The sequence below is a fragment of the Streptoalloteichus tenebrarius genome (genome assembly GCF_024171885.1).
Classification (GTDB): Bacteria; Actinomycetota; Actinomycetes; order Mycobacteriales; family Pseudonocardiaceae; genus Streptoalloteichus; species Streptoalloteichus tenebrarius.
In genome coordinates this window covers 35,948-52,787 of sequence record NZ_JAMTCP010000016.1, presented here as the reverse complement: position 1 = coordinate 52,787, position 16,840 = coordinate 35,948, and the positions used below count along the sequence as shown (strand labels likewise).

Here is a 16,840-nt window from a genome sequence, read left to right as displayed (position 1 = left end):
CGTGAGCGGATGTGGTGCCCCGGAGCAGTCGGCCGCGCTGCCGGCGGGCGTGGACCCGGGCAGGGAGATCGTCCTGACCGGGAAGGTGCTGGCCGACGGGCAGCCGGTGGGCGGCGCGTTCGTGCGGCTGCTGGACGCCTCCGGCGAGTTCACCGCCGAGGTCGTCTCCTCCCCGGAGGGCGACTTCCGGTTCTTCGCCGCGCCCGGGTCCTGGACGGTGCGTGCGCTGCACCGGTCGGGACGGGGTGAGACGGCGGTCAACGCGGAGGGCCCCGGCCTGCACACCCTGGAGGTCGCGGTCGCCTGAGGGCGCCCGCCCGAGAGCGGACCCCGAGAGCGGACCCCGAGAGCGGACCCCGAGAGCGGCCCCCGAGAGCGGCCCCCAAGAGCGGACGATGGCTGGCGGTTCTCGGCTCGCCTCCTCGCTGACGACGGCCCGGATCACCCCGTGGTGGTCCGGGCCGTCGGCGTGCCCTCGGCGGGCGGCGACGCGTGGTGGTGGGCGGTGGTGGGCGCTGGTGTGCGGCGATGAGCGGAACCTCACTGCCCCGGCCGGGGGCGTCCGCCGTTATCCTCGGCAGGTGCTGCACTGGTTGTTCACCGCCCTGATGGTGCTGGTCGTCGTGCTGACCACCTGGTTCACCGGCTACGTGGTCTACCGCCTGTTCGCCGACCAGCGCTGACGACGACCCCAGCGAGACCATGACTGAGACCCCCGGCCAGCCCGTTCCCGGCAGCGGCGACGCCGCGTTGCGCGCCGCGGCCGAACGCGCCGCCGCCACCCGGAACCGCAACCTGCCCCAGTTCGACGACCTGCCGGTCCCCGCCGACACCGCCAACCTGCGACAGGGCGCCGACCTGCACGAGCAGTGCCTGTCCCTGCTGCCGCTGGTGGGCGTGTGGCGCGGTGAGGGCGAGGTGGTCTACCCGACCATCGACGGCCCGTACCGGTACGGGCAGCAGGTCACCTTCGCCCACGACGGCCGGCCGTTCCTCTACTACGAGGCGCGGGCCTGGCTGCTGGACGAGGAGGGCCGGGTCGTCCGGCAGGCGGCGCGCGAGGTCGGCTGGTGGCGGCCGCAGCCCGACGACACGATCGAGCTGCTGCTCGCCCACTCCACGGGCGTCGTGGAGATCTTCTACGGCCGTCCGCGCGGGCAGACCGCGTGGGAGCTGGCCACCGACGCGGTCGTGCGCACGGCGACGGCCCGCGACGTCACGGCCGCGCAGCGCCTGTACGGCATCGTCGAGGGTGGCGACCTGGCCTACGTGGAGGAGCGGGCGATGTCCGGCCAGTCGATGCAGCCCCACGCGTCGGCGCGGCTGCGGCGCATCGTCGGCTGATCTTCCGCTGACGCCGGGCGCGCCGGCGACGCGGTCCCGCCGCGAGGTCGGCCGCCCGACCGGGTGGAGCTGCCCGTGACGAGGTGGGCGGCCGCCACGACGGCGGCGCGGCCGTGTCCGCGCGACCATGGTCGGCGTGGAGCTGCGGCGCTGTGGGCCGGACGCGGCGCTCGTCGAACTCGGCTCGTTGGCCGAGGTGGACGCCGTGCGTGTCGCGGTCCGCGACGCGGTGGACCGGGGACGCCTTCCGGACCTGGTCGAGGTCGTGCCCGCCGCCAGGACCGTGCTGGTCGTGGCGCGGCCGGGAGCCCTGGACCTGTCCGCGCTCCGGGAGGTCCTCGCAGCGGACCGCGCCGAGGACGCCTCCGGCGCTGTCGATGGCCGGCGTTCCCCCACTACGCCGCCCCGGCAGGTCGTGCTCCCGGTCGTCTACGACGGTCCTGACCTCGACCTGGTCGCCAGCATGGCGGGGCTGAGCCGCGACGAGGTGGTGGCGCTGCACGCCGGAGCCCGCTACCGCGTCGCGTTCTGCGGGTTCTCCCCCGGGTTCGGCTATCTGGTCGGCCTGCCCGAGCCGCTGCGGCAACCCCGGCTGGACACCCCGAGGACGGCCGTGCCCGCTGGCGCGGTGGGCCTCGCCGGCGAGTTCACGGCGGTCTACCCCCGCTCGTCCCCCGGCGGCTGGCGGTTGGTCGGACACACCAACGTGACGGTGTTCGACCCGCGCCGGGACCCGCCCGCCCTCCTCACCCCCGGCGACGAGGTCCGGTTCGAGGTGGCGGGATGAACTCGGACAGCACGCCCCCGACGGGACCCGGAGCCGGGCAGACCCGAACCACCCGCGTCGGCGAGCCATCAGCGCAGCGCGCGATCGTCGTAAAACGGCCCGGCCCGCAGGCGCTCGTCGAGGATCTGGGGCGCCCCGGCCACGCCCACCTCGGGGTGCCGCCCTCCGGCGCGCTCGACGCGCCCGCGCTGCGGCTGGCCAACCGGCTCGTCGGGAACCTGGAGGACGCCGCGGGGCTGGAGGTGCTCCTGGGCGGGCTCACGCTGCGCGCCCTGTCCTCCTGCACCGCGGCCGTGACAGGACCCGCCGTCTCCGTGCTGGTCAACGGGCACGCGACCGACTCCCACGCCCCCGCGCACCTCGCGCCCGGCGACGAGCTGACGCTGGGCGTGCCCAGCACCGGCCTCCGCGACTACGTGGCGTTCTCCGGGGGCATCGCCGTTCCCCCCGATCTGGGGAGCCGCTCGACCGACGTGTTGTCCGGCCTCGGCCCGCCACCCCTGGCCGCCGGCGACGTGCTGCCCCTCGGCCCGGCAGAGGGGCTGCCGTGCGGGGCCGACGAGGTCCCGGTGCCGTGCCCGCCCGACGAACTGGTGGTTCCGGTCCTGCTCGGCCCTCGGGATGACTGGTTCTCCGACGCGGCCGAGCGCCTCCGGCGGGGCCGGTGGCTCGTGTCCTCCCAGAGCAACCGCGTCGGCATCCGGCTGGACGGACCGGCCATCCCACGCGCCGAACCCTGTCTGGGCAGGGAGCTGCCGAGCGAGGGCATGGTCACCGGGTCGGTGCAGGTGCCCGCCGACGGGCGTCCCGTCGTGTTCCTCGCCGACCACCCGACGACCGGCGGCTACCCCGTCATCGCCGTGGCCCTGCCCGAGGCGCTGCCCCTGTTGGGGCAGGCCAGGCCGGGCACGGCCGTGCGCTTCGAGCCGACGCGCGCGAGGTCCGCCCGGTGATTCTGGGGCCGGTCCACCCGGTGGCCCCGCGCGCGGGCCGCTCGGCGTCCGCCGCCGGCCACGCGGACCAGGGCGGTCCGAGGTGCGCGGCTCAGAGGTACTCGGCCTCGTACAGGTCGTTCAGCACGGCCTGGAGCTCCCGCGCCCGCTCGGGGCGCGGCAACGCCTCGCCGTCCAACGTGTGCACCCGGGTGACGCGACGGACGCTCGACGCCAGGAACACCGCGTCCGCCTCCCACAGGTCCGCCGCGCGCAACGGCTCGACCTTGGTGGTCCACCCCGCCCGCTCGGCGCCCCGGAACAGGGCGGCCTGCGTGGTCCCCGGCAGCACGCCGCTGCTCGGCGGCGTCGTCCGCAGGGTGCGCTCCCGCACCACGACCACGGTGGACGTCGGCCCCTCCAGCACCGAGCCGTCGGCGGCCACGAAGATCACCTCGTCCGCGCCGTTGGCCTGGGCGTGGCGCAGGGCGGCCATGTTCACCGCGTAGGACAGGGACTTGGCTCCCAACAACAGCCAGGGCGCGCGTTCGGCGTGCTCCGGCGCGAACCCGCGCTCCAACGTCAGCGCCGAGACCCCCTCGACGCGCTGCCGCCGCGTGGACTCGCTGATCGGCAGGCCCATCGCGTAGGCGGTGGTGGACCCGTCGCCGAACTCCGGTCCGCGCGTGTAGACCAGCTTGAGCGCCATCTCCTCGCCCACCGGCCACGCGTCGATCACCGCCCGCGCGCAGCGCCGCCACGCGACGCGGTCCGGCTCCGGCAGGTCGAGCATGGCCGCCGACCGGGCCAGCCGGTCCAGATGGGCCTCCAGCTCGCGAGGCCGGCCGTCGACGACCAGGACGGTCTCGAAGACGCCGTCGCCCCGGAGAACCCCGAGATCATCCGCGCGCAGCAGCGGGGCTTCGGGGTCCAACAGGGTTCCGTCCAGGCCGGCGAGCACGCGCATGGACCAACATTACGGGCCGGCGAACGGCCAGCGCACGCGGCGTCCGACAGCGCTCAGCCGGAGGTGGTGGACGCGCCTACGATCAGGGCTGTGGACACCAGCCTGCGGCGCACGCTGCACGAGCGGGGCATGCGGATGACCCCGCAGCGGCAGTTGGTGCTCGACGCGGTGCGCGAACTCGAGCACGCCACGCCCGAACAGATCTGCCACCACGTGCGACGGACCGCTCCGACGGTCAACATCACGACGGTCTACCGGACACTCGACCTGATGGAGCGACTCGGCCTGGTGCGCCACACCCACCTCGGCCACGGGGCGCCCTCGTACTCGGTCGAGGACCACGAACACGTGCACCTGGTCTGCCACCGCTGCGGCGACGTGGACGAGGTGCCCTGCGAGACGCTTTCCGGTCTGGTGGAACAACTCCGGCGGGACCGGGGTTTCCACCTGGACGCCACCCATGTCGCGTTGCACGGCGTCTGCGCCGGCTGCGCGACCACACCCGACAAGCCCGGAGAACCGACGTGATCTCACCGCTCCTCGCCCGACCCGGCGCGGTCGCGCCGCCGGAGGACTCGCCGGACGCCGGCGTGCCCTGGCACTTCGGCGACCCGCTCGCCGAGCAGCGCTCCGCCGCCCGCACCGCCGTGGTCGTGGACCGCTCACACCGCACCGTGCTGGCGGTGTCCGGCGAGGAGCGGCTGAGCTGGCTGCACACCCTGCTCAGCCAGCACCTCACCCAGCTCCCGGACGGCGCGGGCACCGAGGCGCTGGTGCTGGACGGCAACGGCCGGGTCGACTGCCACCTCGTGCTCGCCCACGTGGACGAGCGGGTCTGGCTGGACGCCGACCACGGGGCCACCGCCACCGGCGCGCTGCCGCCGGCCGCGCCGCAGCCGGTCCTGGCCTACCTGGACTCGATGCGGTTCTGGTCCAAGGTCGAGGTCGCCGACGCCTCGCCGGACTTCGCGCTGCTGTCGGTGCTCGGCCCCGACGCCCCCGAGCTGCTGGCGGCCGCGGGCGCGACCGCGCCGACCGAGGCGCTCGGCGTGCTCCCCGTCGCGGGCGGCGGCTGGGTACGCCGCATGCCGTGGCCCCGGCCCGCCGGCTACGACCTGCTGGTGCCCAGAGCCGCCCTGGTCGACTGGTGGGAGCGCCTGGAACACGCCGGGGCCCGCCCCGCGGGGAGCTGGGCGTTCGAGGCGCTGCGCGTGGAGGCGCTGCGCCCCAGGGTCGGCCTGGACACCGACAACCGCACCATCCCGCACGAGGTCGGCTGGATCGGCGGGGCGGTGCACCTGGACAAGGGCTGCTACCGGGGCCAGGAGACGGTCGCCCGCGTGCACAACCTGGGCAAGCCGCCGCGCCGCATGGTGCTGCTGCACCTGGACGGCTCGCCGGAGGTGCTGCCCGAGCCCGGCGACCCGGTCACCCTGGACGGCAAGGCCGTCGGCCGGGTCGGCACCGCCGTGCTGCACCACGAGCTGGGCCCCATCGCGCTGGCCCTGCTCAAGCGGTCGACGCCGATCGACACCCAGCTCGTGGCCGGGGCCGAGGACAGGGCCGTGGCCGCCGCGGTCGACCCCGACTCCGTCCCGAGCGACACGGGCGAGCCGCCGGGGCGGCAGGCGATCCGCCGCCTCCACGGCTGAGGCCGGGACGTCCGCGACCCGCCCGTGACTGCTCGTCGCGGGCGGGTCGCCCTGTCCACCCACGGCTCACCCGGACGGCCGACATGGCGCGGGCCCCCACCGCCGGACGCGGTGAGCGGGCGAGGCGTGGACGGGGTCCTCCGCCCACTGCGCCGGATGGGGGACATGCGCCCCCGCCCTCCTTCGGGAGGAGGTGTGCGGGACCCCGGCTGTGCCAGGATCGGCCGTATGGCAGAGACGCCTGGTCCGAGCGCGACGCGCGGCGCCGCGCCGGGGAGACCCGGAGCGCACGGCACGTTGATCACCGTGGCCCCCACCGGGGCCGAACACGCCAAGGCCGACGTGCCCACCCTGCCGGTCACGCTGGACGAGCTGGTGCGCACGGCCAGGGACTGCGAGCACGTGGGCGCCGCCATGATCCACGTGCACGTCCGCGACGACCAGGCCCGGCCCACCCTCGACCTGGGTCGGCTCAGGGAGACCGTGGCCGCGTTGCGCTCGGAGACCAACCTGGTCGTCCAGCTCTCGACCGGCGGCGCGGTCACCGACCCCGAGGCGGACCGGCTCCGGGTGCTGGACGCCCTGCCGGACTCGGCGTCCTGCACCATGGGCACGGTCAACTTCGGCGACGACGTGTTCCTGAACCGCTGGGAGTTCATCGTCGAGCTGCACCGGCGGATGCGGGAGCGGGGCATCGTCCCCGAGTACGAGATCTTCGACCTCGGGCAGCTCGCCGCGTTGCGCCGCCTGCTCGACGAGCACGGCCTCCCCGCCGGCGGGCACGTGCACGTCGACCTCGTGATGGGCGTGCCCGGCGGGATGCCGGGAGACGCCGAGACCCTGGTCGCCGCGCTCCGGCTGCTGCCGGAGGGCGCCACGTTCTCGGCCACCGGCGTGGGGCGCGCGACGCTGCCGGTCCTGTTCGCCTCGCTCGCGGCCGGCGGACACCTCCGCGTGGGGATGGAGGACACGCTGTCCTACGCGCGGGGCGAGCGGGTGCGGGACAACGCGCAGCTCGTGGCCAGGGCCGCCGGGCTGGCCCGCGTCGCGCAGCGCCCCCCGCTGACCCCCGACGAGGTCCGCGAGATCCTGGGCGTCCGGCTGCCCGCCGGGGCCCCGTCCTGATCCGGACAGCTCACCACCGAGGAGCGACGAAGTGTTGGCTGCTGGGCGCGGTGTCCCGCAGGATGGACGCGTGATCGAGGTCCGTCCAGGCGGGCGGCGGCGCATCGACCGCGTGCTCGCCCCGGACTACACGGAGGGCGTCGAGCGGCGCTCGCTCGACGACGTGCGGGCGCTGCGCGACGAGGCGGCGCAGGAGGAGACCGACCTCTCCTACCTGCGCCGGCTGTTGCACGCCCGCATCGACATCGTCCGCGCCGAGCAACGACGGAGGGCCGAGGGCGGCGCCAGCTCCGTCGTGGAACAGCTCGCCGGCATCCTCGCGGTGAACGCGGTGGGCCCGGCCACTGGCTCCGGCCGGTACCAGACGATGGAGCCGTCCCGGGCCGAGGCGCACCGCCGACACGTGGAGGCGCTGGTCTCCGACGTGGACTTGTCGGACGTCACAGCGTTGTCGGATGGCAAGCTGGAGGACGCGCTGCGGGCCTACACCGCCGAGGAGGAGTCGGTCTCGCAGCGCCGACGCGAGGTCCAGGCGGTGGTGGACCGGCTCAACGCCGAGATCGCCCGCCGGTACCGCGAGGGCCACGCGTCGGTCGACGAGCTGCTCGCCGCGGAGCGCGCCCGACGCGATTCCGAGGGGGGCTGAGGACAGGGAGGCCACCATTACCGCGCCGCACACGCCCGGGGCAGACCCGGTGGAGCTGGTCGAGATCGTCCGGAACGGCTTCCGGGAGGGCGTGCACCGCGGGTCGGTGGTCGTGCTCGGCCCGGACGGCGAGGTCCTGCACGCGCTCGGCGGGCCGGAGCGGCCGGTCTTCCCCCGTTCCTCGAACAAGCCGCTCCAGGGCCTGGCGATGCTGCGGTGCGGGCTGGACCTGCCCGACGACGCCGACCTCGCCCTGGGCTGCGCCTCGCACAGCGGCGAGCCGGAGCACGTGGAGCGCGCGCTGGCCGTGCTGCGCAAGCACGGGCTGGACGAGGACGCGCTGGGCTGCCCGCCGGACCTGCCCGGCCACGAGGCGAGCCGCACCGCGCTGCTGGCCGCCGGCGGGGGTCCGCGCCGGGCGGCGATGAACTGCTCCGGCAAGCACGCCGCGATGCTCGCCACGTGCGTGCAGCGGGGCTGGTCCACCGAGGACTACCTCGACCCGGCCCACCCGCTCCAGGTCACCGTGCGGGAGACCGTGGAGGAGCTGGCGGGCGAGCGGGTCGCCGCGACCGCCGTCGACGGGTGCGGCGCGCCGCTGTTCGCGATCTCGCTGATCGGTCTGGCCCGGGCGTTCGCCACCCTGGTGGCCGCGGAGCCTGGCAGCCCGGAGCGGCGGATCGCCGACGCGATGCGCGCGCACCCCTACCTCGTGGCGGGCACCGGTCGGGAGGACACGCGGCTGATGGGCGCGGTGCCCGGCCTGCTGTCGAAGGCCGGGGCCGAGGGCGTGCACGCCGCCGCGGCGCCCGGGGTGGGCGCCATCGCCCTGAAGATCACCGACGGCGCGGGGCGGGCCCGCCTCCCGGTGACCGTCGGGGCGCTCAGGGCGCTGGGCGTGCCCGCGTCCGCCGAGCTGGACGACCTGGCGGAGGAGGACGTCCTCGGCGGCGGCCGGCCGGTGGGCTCCGCCCGGCTGCTCCCCGGCGTCTTCGGCTGAGTCGCCGGTCTCGTCGAACCCGTGGCGGCCGAGGCGCCGGCCCGCGGCCATTCCCGACCACGCCCAGGATGTGGAATAGGTATTCCACATCCTGGATGATGGTCGATATCGTCCGGGCGTGCCGACCGGACGAGGAGCCGCCTACCGCTGGGTCGTGTTGGCGGTCGGCGCCGCCGCGCAGGGCGTGAACGCCGCGGCCTTCCTCGGGCTGCCGGTCCTCACGCCCCAGCTCCGCGACCACTTCCGACTCGAGCTGCCCGCGGTCGGCCTGCTGGTCGGCGCGGTCAGCCTCGGCACGCTGCTCGCGCTCGTCCCCTGGGGAGCCGCCGCCGACCGGTTCGGGGAGCGACCGGTGATGGTGACCGGTCTGCTCGGCTCGGCGGCCTGCCTCGGCGGGGCCGCCCTCGCCACCCGTCCGCTGGTCGCCGGGTCCGCCCTGCTCGGCGTCGGGCTGTTCGGGGCCAGCGTCAACGCGGCCAGCGGGCGGGCCGTGATGACCTGGTTCGCGCACGAGCGGCGCGGTCTGGCGATGGGGGTCCGGCAGACCGCGACGCCGCTGGGCGCGGCGCTGGCGGCGGCGACGCTGCCCGGTCTGGCCGCGCGGGGCGGTGTGCCCTCGGCCTTCGTGTCGTTGGCGGCGGTGACCGCCGTGGTCGCGCTCGCGGCGGCGCTGTGGGTCCGGGAGCCACCCGGGGCCGTGCGGACGCCCCGGCGGGCCGGTGCCGGCGTCACGCTGGTCCTGCGTTCGCCCAGGCTGTGGCGGCTGAGCGCGGGCAGCGCGCTGCTCGTGGTGCCGCAGTTCACGGCCTCCTCGCTGCTCGTGGAGCTGCTCCACGAGCACCGGGGTCTCTCCCTGGGCGCCGCCGCGGCGGTGCTCGGCGTCGCGCAGGTGCTGGGCGGCGCGGGCCGGCTCGGCGCGGGCGTGTGGTCCGACGCGGTCCGACAGCGTCTCGGCCCGCTCCGGTTGTTGGCGGTGCTCGTGGCCGCGGGGTTCGCCGTGAGCGCGCTCCTCGACCTGGCCGCGCCGGCGCTGGTGGTCGCCGCGCTGGTCCCCACGGCCGCGCTGGCGCTGTGCTGGAACGGGCTCGCCTACACGGCGGCCGGGGAGATGGCGCCCGACGGGCGCGGCGGCACCGCTCTCGCGCTCCAGAACACGGCGAACTTCACGGCGGCGGCCCTCACCCCGGCGGTGGTCGGCTGGATCGCCACGAGTGTCTCGTGGCCGGTGGCGTTGGTGGTGGCCTCGGGCAGCGCGGTGGCGGCGCGTCTCGTCCTGCACGGGCTGGGCGAGGGGCTGCCGGAGCGAGCCGCGCCTCCCCCGAAGGTCGACGTCACCGGAAGGTGAGGAGGAGTGGCGAGCCGCCACTCGCGTCACTTCAGAGCTTGGTCGCGCGACCCCAGGGCTTGGTCTTAGGGGGTCCCCCGGTTCTCAGTGTTCCGGGGAGGGCTGACAGTTCGGCCGGTGGAGCAGGGTCTCGGACGGGTGAAAACGCCGGGCGGCTTCACCCGTTCGGTGAGTGGTCGGCGCGGCGGGGGAACCCGGGAGGCGGGACAGGTCCCGCCCGGAGGCCGGCCGTCGGGCCGCTCCGCCCGCCGCCCACGCGGTCCGCCGGCGGCGCGATCGTTTCCGGCCGCTGGTGAGGCGCGACCCGCTGGTGAGGCGCGACGGGAGAAGCTCCGTGACCGGGACGGCGTCGGCCGCCAGCCGGCCTGTCGGGCGGGCACGCGACCAGGGAGGCCCGGAGGGCGACATGGGCATCATGGACAAGATCAAGGGACTCGTGACCGGCCACGAGGACAAGGTCAGGGAGGGCGTCGACAAGGCGGCCGAGATGGCCGACAAGCGGACCGGCGGCAAGTACGGCGACCAGATCAGGACCGGCAAGGAGAAGCTCGGCGAGCAGCTCGGCACGCAGCGGCCGCCGCAGGAGGGCGACGAGCCCCAACGCTGACCCCCGCACACGCCGCGCCCCGCTCCGGCCGCGCCGCCCGAGGGCGGCGGGACCGGCGGGGCGCTCGTCGGCGGGCTAGTTGAAGCGCTCGCGTTCGGCGACGTCCGCCCAGAAGTCCCTGAGGCGCTCGTACAGCTCGGCGACCTCGTCGACGTCCCCCACCTCGAGGGCGTTCACCGCCGCGTGCACGTCGTGGGCCGAGGTGTCGGCCAGGAGCTGGGCGTCGTCGAGCAACTGCACCAGGCCGCCGTAGTCCAGCTCCACCGCCGAGTTCGGGTGGAAGTGCTCCAGCCAGCGCCCGGTGTCCCTGAGCACCTTGGCCGGGCCGTCCTCGCCGATGGTCCCGCGCACGATGCTGTAGGCCCTGCTGACCCGCCGGCGGGCGTCCGCCATGGCCATCCGCCAGCAGACCCGCCGCCGGGGGTCGTCCTGCGGGGCGAGCACGACCTGCCGGCTGTCCGGGTCGACCAGCGCGAACCACGGCAGCGGCACGGTCCACGTGGAGGAGACCACGTGGACGGCGCCCCCGGTCAGCTCGGACATCACCGCCGAGGCCCTGGCGCGGACCGCGTCGGCGGACACCGGGAGCACGAACTCGCGCAGCGGGACCGGAGCGGTGGCCAGGAAGCCCACCAGGGCCGCCGCCGAGCGCGGCCGGACGTCCAGCGGGCACACGAGCGGGCCGGGACCCACCTCGGCCGGCCCCACGCCCGAGGTGTCGGCGTCGAGGGCGTCGGCGGTGTCGTCCAGCTCGTCCTCGGCGTCGGCCACCGGGACCTCCGAGGGGTCGAGCACGAGGACGTCCATCGGCGCGTTGGGCGCGGGGCTGCCGTCGGCGAGTTCGCAGGGCAGCAGTCTCGGCGGGACGGCGAGCTGTGCTTTCAGCCACAGCTCGCGTTCCCGGTCTCCGGCGTCGGCGGGGTCCAGGTTCCTGGTCCGCAACGCCTCTTCCACCCGTTGCCGCAACGGAGCGTCAATCACGGGCAACGGTTCGTACACCCTCAGGTAGGCGACGAACGGACGCGGCACCCCGGCATACTCGCACGAGTCCCGGCGCGGGGTCAGCGCGGTGCCCCGTGGCGAGCCCCGGGGTCGCACATCACGCCCCCCGAGGCGGTGCCGCGTCGCGTCAAACCCCGTCGGCACGGTACGGTAGTTACCAGGAGAAGTTGTCGAGACCGAACGGGGCCGCCGTTTCCCCCGGCCGCCCCGTCCCTGTGCGAGGGGGTCGAGCCATGGGGCGCGGCCGTGCGAAGGCCAAGCAGACGAAGGTGGCCCGAGAGCTCAAGTACAGCTCCCCCGCCACGGACTTCGAGGCCCTGCAGCGGGAGCTGTCGGGCGGCAAGTCCTTTGGCGACAAGCAGGACGACGACCGTTTCGAGGACCCGTACGACGACGGGTACGACGACTGGCGCCGTTGACCCCGCTGCCTCCGTCGGCGACCTGACGGTCGGCGCGGAGTGTCAGTCGGTCTCGGCATGTCGTCCTGCCTTCCCGGGTTCGTTCCTCCCCCGGCCCTCCGGCCGGACTGGCACGCGCCCGGGTGGGGCAAGGATCGAGAGAGCCACACGGGCGGTTCCACCTGCCCGGAACACGTCAGCGCGCTGGGTGCGGCTGGGCCTGGAACAACCGCGTCCAGCGCGCTGAACGGCACTTGAGCGTTCGGGACGATGTCCACAGCTCGGTCGCCCGGGTCCACCGGACGACGAGGAGCACACGAGGACGGCCCGTCGCCGCTGGTCCCAGCGGCGACGGGCCGTCCTTCGTCCCCGTCCGCCCTCCTGCCGTGGCGTCCCCGGTCAGCCGGTGGCGTACCTGAGCTGGCGTCGCTTGCCGTCCTGGTGCGCGGCGTGGCCGGCGAGGTGCTCGGGAACGCCCACCTCCCACCACGCCCCCGCCTCGGTCCACGACGCGGGGTGGGTGCGCACCACGACCACGGCCGGTCGGCGCTCGGCCACCGCGATCTCCCTGGCCCTGCCGTAGGCCGCCGGCAGGTCCGCCAGGTCGGCGACCGGCAGGACGGCGGAGCCCATGGCCGTGGCGTGCCCGGCGAAGTCGACCCGGGGCCGCCGGTCGCCGGCGTGCTCGGACCGGCAGTCGTCGTACATGTTGTTGAACGCCCCGCCGCCCTGGCCGGTCTGGAGCCGGGCGATCACCGCGTAGCCGTCGTTGTCGCAGACCACGGCGACGAAGCCGTGCCCGGCGAAGGCCGCGGAGTACAGCTCGGAGTTGAGCATCAGGTACGAGCCGTCCCCGAGCAGCGTGGTGACGACGCCCTCCGGGTGGGTCCGGCGTCGGGCCATCGCCGCGCCCCAGGCCCCGGACAGCTCGTACCCCATGCACGAGAAGCCGTACTCGACGTCCATGGTGGCCGGGCCGGTGGCCCGCCAGCCGCCGACCAGCTCCCCCGGCATGCCGCCGGAGGCGGTCATGACGTAGTCGTCGGGACCGGACAGCTCGTTGACGACGCCCACCACCTGCGCATACGTCGGCACACCGTCCTTGGGGGTCGGCTCGCGCAGCGCGTCGACGTGCGCGTCCCACGCGGCCCGCTCGGTCGCCGCCCGGGCCGTCCAGTCCTCGTCCGCGTGGTAGCCGGCGCCGACGGCCGCGTCCAGCTCGCGCAGCCCCTCGGCCGCGTCGCCGACGACGGCGAGCGCGCCGTGCTTGACCGCGTCGAACCGCGCGGCGTTGAGGGCGACCAGCCGGGCCTCGGGGTGGAACACCGTCCAGGACGCGGTGGTGAAGTCCTGGAGCCGCGTGCCCACGGCCAGCACCAGGTCGGCGCGGCCGGCGAGCGCGTTGGCCGAGGTGGAGCCGGTGATGCCCAGCGGCCCGGCGTGCAGCGGGTGGTCGTGCGGGACGAGGGTGCGGCCGGCGGTGGTCTCCGTGACCGGGATGCCGTGCGCCTCGGCGAACTCCACCGCGACCCGCCCGGCCCCCGAGTAGCGGACGCCGCCGCCGAGCACGAGCAACGGCCGGCGGGCGGCGCGCAGGGCGTCGGCCGCCTCGGCGACCTCCCTGGCGTCGGGGCGGGGCCGCGGCACCCGGTGGACGACCCGGCGGAACAGCGCGGCGGGGAAGTCGTGGACCTCGGCCTGCACGTCCTGCGGCAGCGCCAGCACGACCGGACCGCACTCGGCCGGGTCGGTGAGGACCCTGGCGACCTGGGGCAGGGTGGCGACGAGCTGTTCGGGCCGGGTGATCCGGTCGAAGTAGCGGCTGACCGCGCGGAACGCGTCGTTGACCGTGCTCGTGGGATCGCCGAAGTGCTCGACCTGCTGGAGCACCGGGTCCGGGGCCCGGTTGACGAAGGTGTCGCCGGGCAGCAGCAGGACGGGCAGCCGGTTGGCGTGCGCGACGCCGGCCGCGGTGACCATGTTCAGCGCGCCGGGGCCGATCGAGGAGGTGGCGACGCCGACCTGCCGGCGGTGGGTCGCCCTGGCCATGGCCACGGCCGCCAGCGCCATGCCCTGCTCGTTGTGCCCGCGCCAGGTCGGCAGCGCGTCGCGGTGCTCGTCGAGGGCGGTGCCCACGCCGAGCACGTTGCCGTGCCCGAAGATCGCGAACACGCCGGGGAACAGCGGGGCCTCCGCGCCGTCGAGCAGCTCGGTGCGCTGGGCGACCAGCCACCGGACGAGGGCCTGGGCGGTGGTGAGGCGGACGGTGCTCATCGCTGGCCTCCCTGGACGCGCCCGGCGGCCGAGGTGACCGGGCAGCGGGGGTCGGTGGGGGTGGTCGCCCAGGTGTCGCGGACCCAGCCGTGGGCGGGGTCGTCGCAGAACGCCATGGAGCGTTCCTCGCCCGGCCCGGCCAGCACGTTCAGGTAGTACATGGGGTAGCCGGGGGCCGCGACGCACGGGCCGTGGTAGCCGCGCGGGATGAGGAAGACGTCGCCGTCGCGCACGACCACGTCCTCGTCGAGTTCGCCGTCGTCGGTGTAGGTGCGGTGCAGTCCGAAGCCCTCGCGGCTCGGAGTGACGCCGTCCCGGCCGCCGATACGGAAGTAGTAGATCTCCTCGTTGGCGACGGGGCAGGGCTCGGTGTCGTCGTGCTTGTGCGGCGGGTAGGAGGACCAGTTCCCGTCCGGGGTGATCAGCTCGCAGGCGTTGAGCCGGTCCGCGTGGTCCCAGACCCCCGGCACGCCGAAGTTGGTCACCTGCCGGGTCGCGGTGCCGGCTCCCCTGACCTCCACCGGCACGTCCTCGGCCGGCCCGTACCTCGGGCTCAGGCGTCGGTCGCACCGCGCCATGGGCAGGGCCAGTTCGCAGCCCCCGGCGCTGGTCAGCACCACCTCGGCGTCCCTGGGCAGGTAGGCGAAGTCGGTGACCCTGGTGAACACCGACTCCCGGCCGGCCAGCTCGAACCGCTCGCCGTCGACCTCGACCGCGCACCCGCCGGACAGGGGCAGCGCGAACGCCTCGAACTGTCCTGTGTGGACAGTCCGGCGCGTGCCGGGGTCCAACCGCAGCACGCGCAACCCGGTCCACGTCCACCCCGCGCCCTCGGGGGTGAGCAGGATCGGGTCGTCGCCGTCGGCCAGGCTGCCGTGCGGCCGGTGCAACGCGCTGGCGGTCACGCGGGGACCTCCTCGGGGGAGCGGGCGGAACGCAGGACCTGGGCGGCGGCCTCGACGGCCCCCGCCACGTCGCCGTGCGGCGGGTAGAGCAGCGCCCTGCCGACGACGAGCCCCCGCGCGGCGGGGTGACGCAGCGCCGCGCCCCACGAGGCGAGGTCGGCGGCCGGGTCCGGCGACGGCACGCCGCCGAGCAGGATCACCGGCAGCGTCGTGGCGCCCAGGACGGCGTCCGGGGCGCCGGGCGCGGGGAGCTTGAGCCAGGTGTGGGCGGAGGTGCGGCCCAGGCCGCTGGCCACGGCGACGGCCCTGGCCAGCGAGTCCGGGTCGCGGCGCAGGACGAGCCGGCCCGCCCCGTCCCTGGCGTAGGGCAGCGGCTCGACCATCGCCATCAGCCCGTGGTCGGCCAGCTCGGACACCGCGTGCGCGCAGGACTGGAGGGTCGGCACGGTGCCGGGGTCGTCGTCGACGAGCCGGAGCAGCATCTTGCCGCCGTCGAGCCGGCTCGCGGCGATCGACGCCGCGTCGTAGCCGGTGAACCGGTCGTCGATCTCCCAGTCCGCCCCGGCCAGGCCGCCCCGGTTCATCGACCCGATGACGATCTTGTCGTCCAGCGCGCCCAGCAGGAGCAGCTCCTCGACCACGTCGGGGGTGCCGAGCACGCCGTCCACGGCGGGGTTGGCCAGCGCGACGAGCAGCCGCGCGAGCAGGGACCGGCGGTCGGCCATCGCCATGGGGTCGCCGCCGACGCCGAGCGCGCCCCGCGCGGGGTGGTCGGCGGCGACCAGGAAGAGCGTGCCGGCGTCGGAGAGCAGCCGCTCCCTGCGCCGACGCGTGGCGTAGGCCCTGGCGACCGCGCCGGGGTTGGTGGCCCTGGTCTCCAGCAGCTCGGCCCAGTCGGCGTCACTGATGGCGGGTTTCACGAGAGGAACTCCTCGATCTCGTCGAGCGTGGGCATGGCGTCGGCGCAGGCCAGCCGGCCGGCCACCAGCGCGCCGGCGGCGTTGGCGTAGCGGGCGATCCGCACGGGGTCCCACCCGCAGAGCAGGCCGTGGGCCAGCGCTCCGCCGAACGCGTCCCCCGCGCCCAGTCCGCAGACGACGTCCACCGGCCTCGGCGGCACCGTCCACGAGCCCTCCCGGGTGGCGACCAGCACCCCGTCGCCGCCCTTCTTCACCAACGCCAGCTCGACGCCCCGGTCCAGCAGCCGCCCGGCCGCCTCCTCGGGATCGGCGACGCCGACCGCCACCTCCACCTCGGCCCGGTTGCCGACCGCCACGGTGACGTGGTCCAACATCCAGCCGATCTCACGGCGGGCGGTCTCCACGTCGGGCCAGAACATCGGCCGGTAGTCCAGGTCGAGCACGGTGTGCCCGCGACGGCCGCGCCGCAGCAGCATCTCCCGCTGCGTCTCCCGCGCCGGCTCCGCCGACACCCCCGTGCCGGTGACCCACAGCAGGGGGACCTCCCGCACCACGTCCCACGGCACGTCCTCCGGCCGGACCCTGAGGTCGGGCGCGGTGGGCAGCCGGTAGAACAGCAGCGGCGGGTCGGCCGGCGGGTCCAACGCGCAGAACACCACCGGGGTGAGCAGGTCGGGCTCGGTCCCCACGTGGGACGGGTCGACGCCGAAGCCCCGCAACGCCTCCCGCACGTACTCGCCGAAACCGTCCCGGCCGACCTTCGTCAACACCGCGCTGCGGCGCCCCAGCCGCGCGGCGGCCACCGCCACGTTGGTGGCGGTGCCGCCGAGCGACTTGGCGAAGGTGCGCACCCCGGACAGCGGGACCCCGCTCTGCTCGGGATAGAGGTCCACGCCGACCCTGCCGACGGTCAGCACCTCCAGGTTCACCAGTTCA

Annotated in this window: 18 protein-coding genes; 12 read left to right on the top strand and 6 right to left on the bottom strand. The window is 75.4% G+C overall.

What is annotated here, in order from left to right; translation table 11 throughout:
* Window position 1: 1 nt before the first annotated feature.
* The 4 genes from LX15_RS15410 to LX15_RS15395 all read left to right on the top strand — a co-directional run bounded on the left by LX15_RS15410 (window position 2) and on the right by LX15_RS15395 (window position 3,084).
* Window positions 2-307, top strand: coding sequence for a DUF1416 domain-containing protein (locus LX15_RS15410; protein ID WP_253670275.1), 306 nt, complete (start codon window positions 2-4; stop codon window positions 305-307).
* 395 nt (window positions 308-702) lie between these two features.
* A complete protein-coding gene (locus tag LX15_RS15405) occupies window positions 703-1,344 on the top strand; it encodes a heme-binding beta-barrel domain-containing protein (protein WP_253670274.1) in 642 nt (213 codons plus the stop codon).
* Between the two features lie 127 nt (window positions 1,345-1,471).
* Complete coding sequence (gene pxpB, locus LX15_RS15400; RefSeq protein ID WP_301304646.1) at window positions 1,472-2,131, top strand: 5-oxoprolinase subunit PxpB; 660 nt, start codon at window positions 1,472-1,474, stop codon at window positions 2,129-2,131.
* Complete coding sequence (locus LX15_RS15395; RefSeq protein ID WP_253670272.1) at window positions 2,128-3,084, top strand: 5-oxoprolinase subunit C family protein; 957 nt, start codon at window positions 2,128-2,130, stop codon at window positions 3,082-3,084. Before pxpB ends, LX15_RS15395 begins: the two co-directional genes overlap by 4 nt.
* A 91-nt stretch (window positions 3,085-3,175) precedes the next feature.
* Here LX15_RS15395 and LX15_RS15390 read toward each other — a convergent pair whose 3' ends face one another.
* Window positions 3,176-4,030, bottom strand: coding sequence for an aminodeoxychorismate lyase (locus LX15_RS15390; protein WP_253670271.1), 855 nt, complete (start codon window positions 4,028-4,030; stop codon window positions 3,176-3,178).
* 129 nt (window positions 4,031-4,159) lie between these two features.
* On the opposite strand from LX15_RS15390, the gene LX15_RS15385 reads away from it, so the two are divergent.
* From LX15_RS15385 to LX15_RS15355, 7 genes are all read left to right on the top strand, one after another.
* On the top strand, window positions 4,160-4,558 hold the full coding sequence (locus tag LX15_RS15385) for a Fur family transcriptional regulator (protein ID WP_253670344.1): 399 nt from the start codon (window positions 4,160-4,162) through the stop codon (window positions 4,556-4,558).
* On the top strand, window positions 4,555-5,682 hold the full coding sequence (ygfZ, locus tag LX15_RS15380) for a CAF17-like 4Fe-4S cluster assembly/insertion protein YgfZ (protein WP_253670270.1): 1,128 nt from the start codon (window positions 4,555-4,557) through the stop codon (window positions 5,680-5,682). Before LX15_RS15385 ends, ygfZ begins: the two co-directional genes overlap by 4 nt.
* A 228-nt stretch (window positions 5,683-5,910) precedes the next feature.
* On the top strand, window positions 5,911-6,807 hold the full coding sequence (locus LX15_RS15375) for a beta-keto acid cleavage family enzyme (RefSeq protein ID WP_253670269.1): 897 nt from the start codon (window positions 5,911-5,913) through the stop codon (window positions 6,805-6,807).
* Window positions 6,808-6,877: 70 nt separating this feature from the next.
* Entirely contained in the window at window positions 6,878-7,453 is a 576-nt protein-coding gene (locus tag LX15_RS15370) for an RsiG family protein (RefSeq protein WP_253670268.1), read from the top strand.
* 49 nt (window positions 7,454-7,502) lie between these two features.
* Window positions 7,503-8,453, top strand: coding sequence for an asparaginase (locus LX15_RS15365; protein WP_253670267.1), 951 nt, complete (start codon window positions 7,503-7,505; stop codon window positions 8,451-8,453).
* Between the two features lie 118 nt (window positions 8,454-8,571).
* Window positions 8,572-9,798 (top strand): MFS transporter, encoded by a 1,227-nt coding sequence (locus LX15_RS15360; protein WP_253670266.1) that lies wholly within the window; start codon window positions 8,572-8,574, stop codon window positions 9,796-9,798.
* Between the two features lie 334 nt (window positions 9,799-10,132).
* Complete coding sequence (locus LX15_RS15355) at window positions 10,133-10,405, top strand: antitoxin (protein ID WP_253670265.1); 273 nt, start codon at window positions 10,133-10,135, stop codon at window positions 10,403-10,405.
* Window positions 10,406-10,480: 75 nt separating this feature from the next.
* On the opposite strand, the gene LX15_RS15350 is transcribed toward LX15_RS15355, so the two are convergent.
* Window positions 10,481-11,434 carry a DUF8083 family protein gene (locus LX15_RS15350; RefSeq protein WP_253670264.1) on the bottom strand — a complete coding sequence of 318 codons (954 nt, stop codon included), beginning with the start codon at window positions 11,432-11,434 and terminating at the stop codon, window positions 10,481-10,483.
* 206 nt (window positions 11,435-11,640) lie between these two features.
* Here LX15_RS15350 and LX15_RS15345 point away from each other — a divergent pair, with 206 nt between their 5' ends.
* Window positions 11,641-11,826 carry a DUF3073 domain-containing protein gene (locus LX15_RS15345; RefSeq protein ID WP_253670263.1) on the top strand — a complete coding sequence of 62 codons (186 nt, stop codon included), beginning with the start codon at window positions 11,641-11,643 and terminating at the stop codon, window positions 11,824-11,826.
* 378 nt (window positions 11,827-12,204) lie between these two features.
* Here the strand turns inward: LX15_RS15345 and iolD are convergent, their stop codons facing one another.
* Genes iolD through iolC form a run of 4 tightly spaced genes read right to left on the bottom strand, consistent with a single transcriptional unit; the run spans window position 12,205 to window position 16,836 of the window.
* Window positions 12,205-14,079: a 3D-(3,5/4)-trihydroxycyclohexane-1,2-dione acylhydrolase (decyclizing) gene (gene iolD, locus LX15_RS15340; protein ID WP_253670262.1), complete on the bottom strand. Its 1,875-nt coding sequence runs from the start codon at window positions 14,077-14,079 to the stop codon at window positions 12,205-12,207.
* Window positions 14,076-14,984, bottom strand: coding sequence for a 5-deoxy-glucuronate isomerase (gene iolB, locus LX15_RS15335; protein ID WP_253670261.1), 909 nt, complete (start codon window positions 14,982-14,984; stop codon window positions 14,076-14,078). Before iolB ends, iolD begins: the two co-directional genes overlap by 4 nt.
* Window positions 14,981-15,904, bottom strand: coding sequence for a Cgl0159 family (beta/alpha)8-fold protein (locus LX15_RS15330; RefSeq protein ID WP_253670260.1), 924 nt, complete (start codon window positions 15,902-15,904; stop codon window positions 14,981-14,983). The genes iolB and LX15_RS15330 overlap by 4 nt, the downstream gene beginning before the upstream one ends.
* Complete coding sequence (iolC, locus tag LX15_RS15325; RefSeq protein ID WP_253670343.1) at window positions 15,901-16,836, bottom strand: 5-dehydro-2-deoxygluconokinase; 936 nt, start codon at window positions 16,834-16,836, stop codon at window positions 15,901-15,903. Before iolC ends, LX15_RS15330 begins: the two co-directional genes overlap by 4 nt.
* Between the last annotated feature and the right edge of the window lie 4 nt (window positions 16,837-16,840).

Coding starts and splice junctions, on each gene's coding strand:
- LX15_RS15405 (WP_253670274.1), top strand. CDS start 703: ATGACTGAGACCCCCGGCCAGCCCGTTCCCGGCAGCGGCGACGCCGCG.
- pxpB (WP_301304646.1), top strand. CDS start 1,472: ATGGTCGGCGTGGAGCTGCGGCGCTGTGGGCCGGACGCGGCGCTCGTC.
- LX15_RS15395 (WP_253670272.1), top strand. CDS start 2,128: ATGAACTCGGACAGCACGCCCCCGACGGGACCCGGAGCCGGGCAGACC.
- LX15_RS15390 (WP_253670271.1), bottom strand. CDS start 4,030: ATGCGCGTGCTCGCCGGCCTGGACGGAACCCTGTTGGACCCCGAAGCC.
- LX15_RS15385 (WP_253670344.1), top strand. CDS start 4,160: ATGCGGATGACCCCGCAGCGGCAGTTGGTGCTCGACGCGGTGCGCGAA.
- LX15_RS15375 (WP_253670269.1), top strand. CDS start 5,911: ATGGCAGAGACGCCTGGTCCGAGCGCGACGCGCGGCGCCGCGCCGGGG.
- LX15_RS15345 (WP_253670263.1), top strand. CDS start 11,641: ATGGGGCGCGGCCGTGCGAAGGCCAAGCAGACGAAGGTGGCCCGAGAG.
- iolD (WP_253670262.1), bottom strand. CDS start 14,079: ATGAGCACCGTCCGCCTCACCACCGCCCAGGCCCTCGTCCGGTGGCTG.